This is a genomic window from Devosia sp. (assembly GCF_017307565.1).
Classification (GTDB): Bacteria; Pseudomonadota; Alphaproteobacteria; order Rhizobiales; family Devosiaceae; genus Devosia.
The window spans coordinates 1-5,596 of sequence record NZ_JAFKHD010000157.1 but is presented as its reverse complement, the minus strand read 5'-3'; the positions used below and the strand labels follow the sequence as shown (position 1 = coordinate 5,596).

The 5,596-nt window shown below is 62.4% G+C and carries 8 protein-coding genes and 1 pseudogene; 5 read left to right on the top strand and 4 right to left on the bottom strand.

What is annotated here, in order from left to right; all coding sequences use genetic code 11:
• Positions 1-268 (top strand): annotated as a pseudogene (locus tag J0I64_RS04345) (helix-turn-helix transcriptional regulator); the annotation flags it as partial.
• Positions 235-711, top strand: coding sequence for an aminoglycoside 6'-N-acetyltransferase (gene aac(6'), locus J0I64_RS04340; RefSeq protein WP_366933692.1), 477 nt, complete (start codon positions 235-237; stop codon positions 709-711). The pseudogene J0I64_RS04345 and the gene aac(6'), both read left to right, overlap by 34 nt.
• A gap of 3 nt (positions 712-714) precedes the next feature.
• Here the strand turns inward: aac(6') and J0I64_RS04335 are convergent, their stop codons facing one another.
• Positions 715-1,086: a chlorophyllide reductase gene (locus J0I64_RS04335; RefSeq protein WP_291406382.1), complete on the bottom strand. Its 372-nt coding sequence runs from the start codon at positions 1,084-1,086 to the stop codon at positions 715-717.
• Between the two features lie 110 nt (positions 1,087-1,196).
• On the opposite strand from J0I64_RS04335, the gene J0I64_RS04330 reads away from it, so the two are divergent.
• Both J0I64_RS04330 and J0I64_RS04325 read left to right on the top strand, forming a co-directional pair.
• A complete protein-coding gene (locus J0I64_RS04330) occupies positions 1,197-1,772 on the top strand; it encodes a hypothetical protein (RefSeq protein WP_291406381.1) in 576 nt (191 codons plus the stop codon).
• Positions 1,773-1,775: 3 nt separating this feature from the next.
• Complete coding sequence (locus tag J0I64_RS04325) at positions 1,776-1,997, top strand: helix-turn-helix transcriptional regulator (RefSeq protein ID WP_291406380.1); 222 nt, start codon at positions 1,776-1,778, stop codon at positions 1,995-1,997.
• A gap of 74 nt (positions 1,998-2,071) precedes the next feature.
• On the opposite strand, the gene J0I64_RS04320 is transcribed toward J0I64_RS04325, so the two are convergent.
• A complete protein-coding gene (locus J0I64_RS04320; protein ID WP_291406379.1) occupies positions 2,072-3,721 on the bottom strand; it encodes a lysine--tRNA ligase in 1,650 nt (549 codons plus the stop codon).
• Positions 3,722-3,868: 147 nt separating this feature from the next.
• Here J0I64_RS04320 and J0I64_RS04315 point away from each other — a divergent pair, with 147 nt between their 5' ends.
• Positions 3,869-4,279, top strand: coding sequence for a tellurite resistance TerB family protein (locus J0I64_RS04315; protein ID WP_291406378.1), 411 nt, complete (start codon positions 3,869-3,871; stop codon positions 4,277-4,279).
• 116 nt (positions 4,280-4,395) lie between these two features.
• Here the strand turns inward: J0I64_RS04315 and J0I64_RS04310 are convergent, their stop codons facing one another.
• Both J0I64_RS04310 and J0I64_RS04305 read right to left on the bottom strand, forming a co-directional pair.
• Positions 4,396-5,205, bottom strand: a complete 810-nt coding sequence (locus J0I64_RS04310; protein ID WP_291406377.1) for a transporter substrate-binding domain-containing protein — start codon at positions 5,203-5,205, stop codon at positions 4,396-4,398.
• Positions 5,206-5,327: 122 nt separating this feature from the next.
• Positions 5,328-5,596: PLP-dependent transferase (locus tag J0I64_RS04305; RefSeq protein ID WP_291406376.1), on the bottom strand; the 269-nt coding region annotated here is incomplete at its 5' end.

Here is a 5,596-nt window from a genome sequence, read left to right as displayed (position 1 = left end):
CGGCATCTAGGCGCTCGAAATCCAGGGCGACAGCATGGAGCCGCTCTATCGCGAGGGCGACCGGGTCGTGGTTTCACCCACCGAGCAGGTGCGGCGCGGCGACCGGGTCGTGGTCAAGACGCGCGAGGGCGAGGTGATGGCGAAAATCCTCTATCGCCAGAGCGCCAAGCAGATCGAGCTGCATTCGCTCAACCCGGCCTATGAACCGAGAATTCTCAACACCAGGGATATCGAATGGATCGCGCGGATCATCTGGGCCAGCCAATAAAGATCGCGCCAGCAGAGGCTGGGGATACCGCGGACTGGACTGCAATGCGGACGGCCCTCTGGCCGAGCGGCGGGAATGGCGAGCACGCGGCCGAGATTGCCGAACTTCTCGCCGATGCCGGAGAGACGATCAACCTGATCGCCCGGAATGCGGACGGGGTGGCGCTCGGCTTTGCCGAAGCGGCGCTGCGGCGCGACTATGTCAACGGCTGCAGGACTTCGCCCGTCGCGTTTCTCGAGGGGATTTTCGTCAAGCCCGAGGCACGGGGCACGGGCGTGGCGCGGGCGCTGGTCGGAGGCGTGGAAGCCTGGGCGAGGCAACATGGCTGCACCGAATTTGCCTCTGACGCATCGGTTGAGAACTTTGACAGCCATAATATGCATCGCGCGCTGGGCTTTACGGAAACCCAGCGCGTGGTGTTTTTCAAGAAAACGCTGGGCTAGCGCCTAGCTGCATCCAGCCCTGGCGAAGAGATCGGCCAGGATGATCGGCGTTGCCGGGGTTTCGGCCCAGCTTGCCGTGTCCGGCGCTGCGGCCGACAGCGCGGCCAGCAGGCTATCTTCGGAAAGACTGAGCTTGCCGGTGCATTTGGACGGTGCGGCGCCCTTTGCGGTGGCGTGGGAAATCATGAAACCTGCGGCCTCGCCAACCCCGGCGATGTAGGCGAGGGCGGTATTGCGGGCGCCAGCGTCACGCGGAGCGCGCTGCATCATTTCCATCACCTGAGCAACGGAGATGCGCCCTTCGCTGGTCGTTGGCCCGGCCATGACTGGGGCGACCGAAAGGGCGAAAAGAGCGAGGGCAGACAGGGTACGCATTGGGTTTTCCTTATCGTTTGGCGATAATTTCTATTCCTCATACGAGCTTTTGTTATTGTCAAACGATAATTTTTGTGAGACCCAAGGTGCATCGAAATGGAGATGAGACCATGAGTAGGGCAATGGAAACGGCGTTTGGCAGCGACAAGACCATCCCAGTCACGCCGCGCATGGCGCTGCTGTTCAACGGCCTGTCGGTTGCCGCGGTGGCGCTGGCAACGCTGCTGCCCATGGGCGCGGCGGCCTATTGGTTGTTCGTCGACGCCACCGAAGTGCGGACGATGGTGGGACTGGGGCCTGAGCTTCTGGTCGATATCACCATGGGGCAGCGCATTGCGGCGGCGATCGTGGCGCTGTTGACGGTGCTGCCGCTCGCCTGGGGTTTTGCGCGGCTGCGGACCTGCCTCAAGAGCTTTGCCGAGGGACGGCCTTTTGCCTTGGACGGCATTGCGGGCCTGCGGGGATTTGCGACCGGCGGCATGCTGGCGGCGCTGGCGCAGCTGGTGAGCCCGACGCTGATGGGCCTCGTGCTGACCTGGACGGCGGCCGCGGGCCATCGGCAGTTGGTCGTGCTCATTGACAGCGACATGCTGCTCCTCGCCATGTTTGCCGGCACGATCGCGGCTGTCGCCTGGGCTATGGAGAAGGCCGCCGCGATTGCCGAAGAAAACAGCCAGTTCATCTGACCCATGACGATCAAGGTGAACCTCGCCGTGGTTCTGGCGCGGCAGAACGTGAAATCGAAGGACCTGGCCGAGTATATCGGCATCACCGAGGCCAATCTGAGCCTGCTCAAGCAGGGCAAGGTCAAGGGGATCAGGTTCGATACGCTCGAGGCGATCTGCCGGTATCTGCAGTGTCAGCCGGGCGATATTCTGGTGTTCGAGCCGGATGAGGGCGCGAACCAATAAAAAACCGGCCGAAATCGACCGGTCAAAAGAGTGCGGCGCGTGATCCGTAGTCCACGCGCCGCACTTTTGATTTTTTAGGCCTGGGCGAGCATCTTGCCCGCCAGCGCGTCGCCGATAAGCCTGCGGGTGTTGTCGATGCCGTAGAGCGCGGCGAAGGAGCCGAAGCGCGGGCCGCGCTCCTGGCCGATCAGCACCTGATAGAGCATCTGGAAGAAATCGCCCGAGACGCCGGGGCCGCCATTCGGACCGGTCTTGGAATGGTCCTGATAGCGCTCGATCTGGCGAGCGACATCGAGGGCGGCGTTCTGGATGGTTTCGTTGTCGGCATCGGCCGGCAATTCGGCAAAGGCTGATGACAGGGCTTCGAGCGCGGCGCGTTCGACCTCGTCGGGGGCACGGTAGGTCTTCTTCACGAAATCGCGGAAGTAGCGCATGGCATAGCCGACCAGCGCATCGAGATGCGGATGGGTCGCTGGCGAAATGCCCGGCGCATAGGCCGAGATGTAGCCCCACATGACCTCGGGCGTTTCCGGATTGGAGGCCGTGGCGAGGTTGAGCAGCAGCGCGAAGGTGACCGGCATGTCGATAACGGGCACATTGCCGTAATGGACGTGGAAGGCCGGGTTTTCGAGCCGTGCGGCAGTATCCTGCTTGGCGTATGACGCAACGTGCGCGGCATATTCGTCGACGGCGCGCGGGATGACATCGAAATGCAGGCGCTTGGCGACGCGCGGCTTCTGGAACATGTAGAGCCCCAGGCTTTCGGTCGGCGCATAGGTCAGCCATTCGTCGATGGTCAGGCCATTGCCCTTGGACTTCGAAATCTTCTGGCCTTCGGCGTCGAGGAACAGCTCATAGACATAGTGCTCGGGAGGGGTGCCGCCGAGGATCGCGCAGATCTTGTCGTAGACGTGCTGATTGGTCTGGTGGTCCTTGCCGAACATTTCGAAGTCGACGCCGAGCGCGGCCCAGCGCATGCCGAAGTCGGGCTTCCACTGCAGCTTGACGTGGCCGCCGGTGACCGGGACGGTGGTGTCGCGGCCGTCTTCATCGGTGAAGGTGATAGTGCCGTCCTTGGCGTTGACTTCCTTCATCGGCACGTAGAGTACGCGGCCGGAAATCGGGGAGATCGGCAGGAAGGGCGAATAGGTCGCCTGCCGCTCGGCACCGAGGGTCGGCAGCATCACATCCATGATGGCCTGATAGCGCTCTGCGGCAAGGCGCAGGACGTGATCGAATTTTCCTGACCGGTAGTAGTCGGTGGCGCTGGCGAATTCGTAATCGAACCCGAAAGTGTCGAGGAACCGGCGGAGCATGGCATTGTTGTGATGGCCAAAGCTCTCGTATTCGTTGGTCCAGGGATCGGGCACCGAGGTCAACGGCTTTTGCAGATGCGGCTCCATCGCCTCCTTGGAGGGGACGGTATCCGGAATTTTGCGCATGCCATCGAGATCGTCCGAGAAGCATAGGAGCCGGGTCGGAATTTCATCGCGCGTGAGCAGGCGGAAGGCGGTGCGGACCATGGTGGTGCGCGCCACTTCGCCAAAGGTGCCGATATGGGGCAGACCTGATGGGCCATAGCCGGTCTCGAAGAGCGCCTCGCCCTTGCCCGACTTTTCCAGCCGTTTGACGATCTTGCGTGCTTCTTCGAATGGCCAGGCGCGAGCGGTCTGCGCGGGCTCAAAGAATGACGGATCGAGGGCGGGCAAAGCAGCGGGCGACACTGGTTGGCAGCCTTTCTGAGGTTGCTTGAAAACGGGAAGAAGGGCGGTGTCGCATTCAATAGGTCCGGCGTCAATGTCGCAGGTGGTTGCGAAAGCTTCCGACGCGCCATAGTTTTCTGTGAACACCCGCTTTTTCCGGAACGCGCCATGACCACCGCCCACGACGCCCTCATCCACCTGATGATTGTCGCCGCCTCATCGGACAGCACGATGACCGAGCGCGAACTGTTTCGCATCCAGGCCCTGATCGACCGGCTGCCGGTATTCGAAGGTTTTGACAAATCGCGCCTCGCCGATGTGGCGAACGAATGCGCCGACCTGCTCAACGGACCCGACGGGCTCGACCGGGTGATCGACAATGCGCTCGCCGCGCTACCTAAAAAGCTCGAGGACACCGCCTATGCGCTGGCCGTGGAAGTGGCGGCGGTCGACCTGCATCTCGAACAGGAAGAGCTGCGCTTTCTCGAAATGCTGCGCGACAAGCTCAGCCTTGACCGCTTGACCACCGCGGCTATCGAAGTGGCGGCGCGGGCGCGGCACAGAAGAATGCCGAGCTAAGCATCAGCCCCACCCATTGCCAGCAACGGGACCTCGTCCGCTAGTTTTCAGCGACGGATTGCCCGGACGAGCACGGCAATGACGGCGACGGAAAGGGTCGAGGGCGCTTCAACGCGTCAATAAAAACCGACCGGGAACCAGCGCAGGTAGAGCTCGTCGAGCGTGCCGTTTTCCTTGAGGCGCACAAGGGCCCAATCGATGGCGTGGCGTACCGCGTCATTGCCCGAGGGAACCGCGATAGCGAGGCCTTCGCCGAAGAGTTCCGGCCGGAAATAGGGTTCCCCGGCAAAGGAGCAGCAGGCGGGATTTTCGTTGAGCCAGAAAGCCGAGCGCATGGCATCGCCAAAATAGACATCGACCTTGCCATCGCGGAGGGCAGCAAGGGCTTCGATCTCGGAGCCAAAACCTTCGGTTTTTACCCGCGGCAGGTAACGGGCCATGAAATCGGCATGGGCGCTGCCGGTGCGGATGGCGACTGTCTTGCTGGAAAGGCCGGTGACCGAGAACGCTGCGGCATCGTTGGTGCGGGTGACAAAGCGCCCCGGCAGGGCGAGATAGGTCGAAGAGAAATCGAACCGCTGGCCATTTTCGGCGGTGACCGCGAGCCCGGCGATCAGGGCGTCGCCCTGTGAATCGGCGAGGGCATTGGCCGCCTGGTCCCAGGGCCAATCCTGCATGGTACAGGCAATATTGACCTCGGCGCAGATGCGGCGGGCGAGATCGATATTGAAGCCGATCAGCTCGCCATTGCCATCGCGAAAATTGAACGGCGGGAAATCAGAGGTGGTGAGGAAGCGGATGGCCGGGACCGAACCCTGGAGCGGCAGGATTTCGCGGGCATCGGGATCGGAATGATAAGGGAGCGGCTGCGCGAAGGCGGGGGTGGCGAGAAGCGCGACGAGCAGGGTCGCCAATAGTCTGAACATCGCCATCCTCCACATCGAGACGCGACCTCTTCCGTCGACGTGCTCAAGACGAGGTCTACCGGGACAGCCCAAAGTAGACCTCATGGTGAGCCTGTCGAACCACGAGGGCGTGGCCCTTCTTCTCACACCTGATCGAGCGCGTACATGAGGTCGGCAATCAGATCCTCGGGATCTTCGAGACCGACGGAAAGACGCAAGAGGCCCGGGGTAACGCCGGTTTCGAGGCGGACTTCCTCGGTGAGGCGCGCATGGGTCGTGGTGCGCGGATGGGTGATCAGGGACTTGGCATCGCCCAGATTGTTGGAGATCAGGATGATCGCCAGCGCATCCGACAGGGCAAAGGCCGCGTCCTGGCCGCCCTTGAGGTCGAGCCCCGGCACCTGCAACGGGC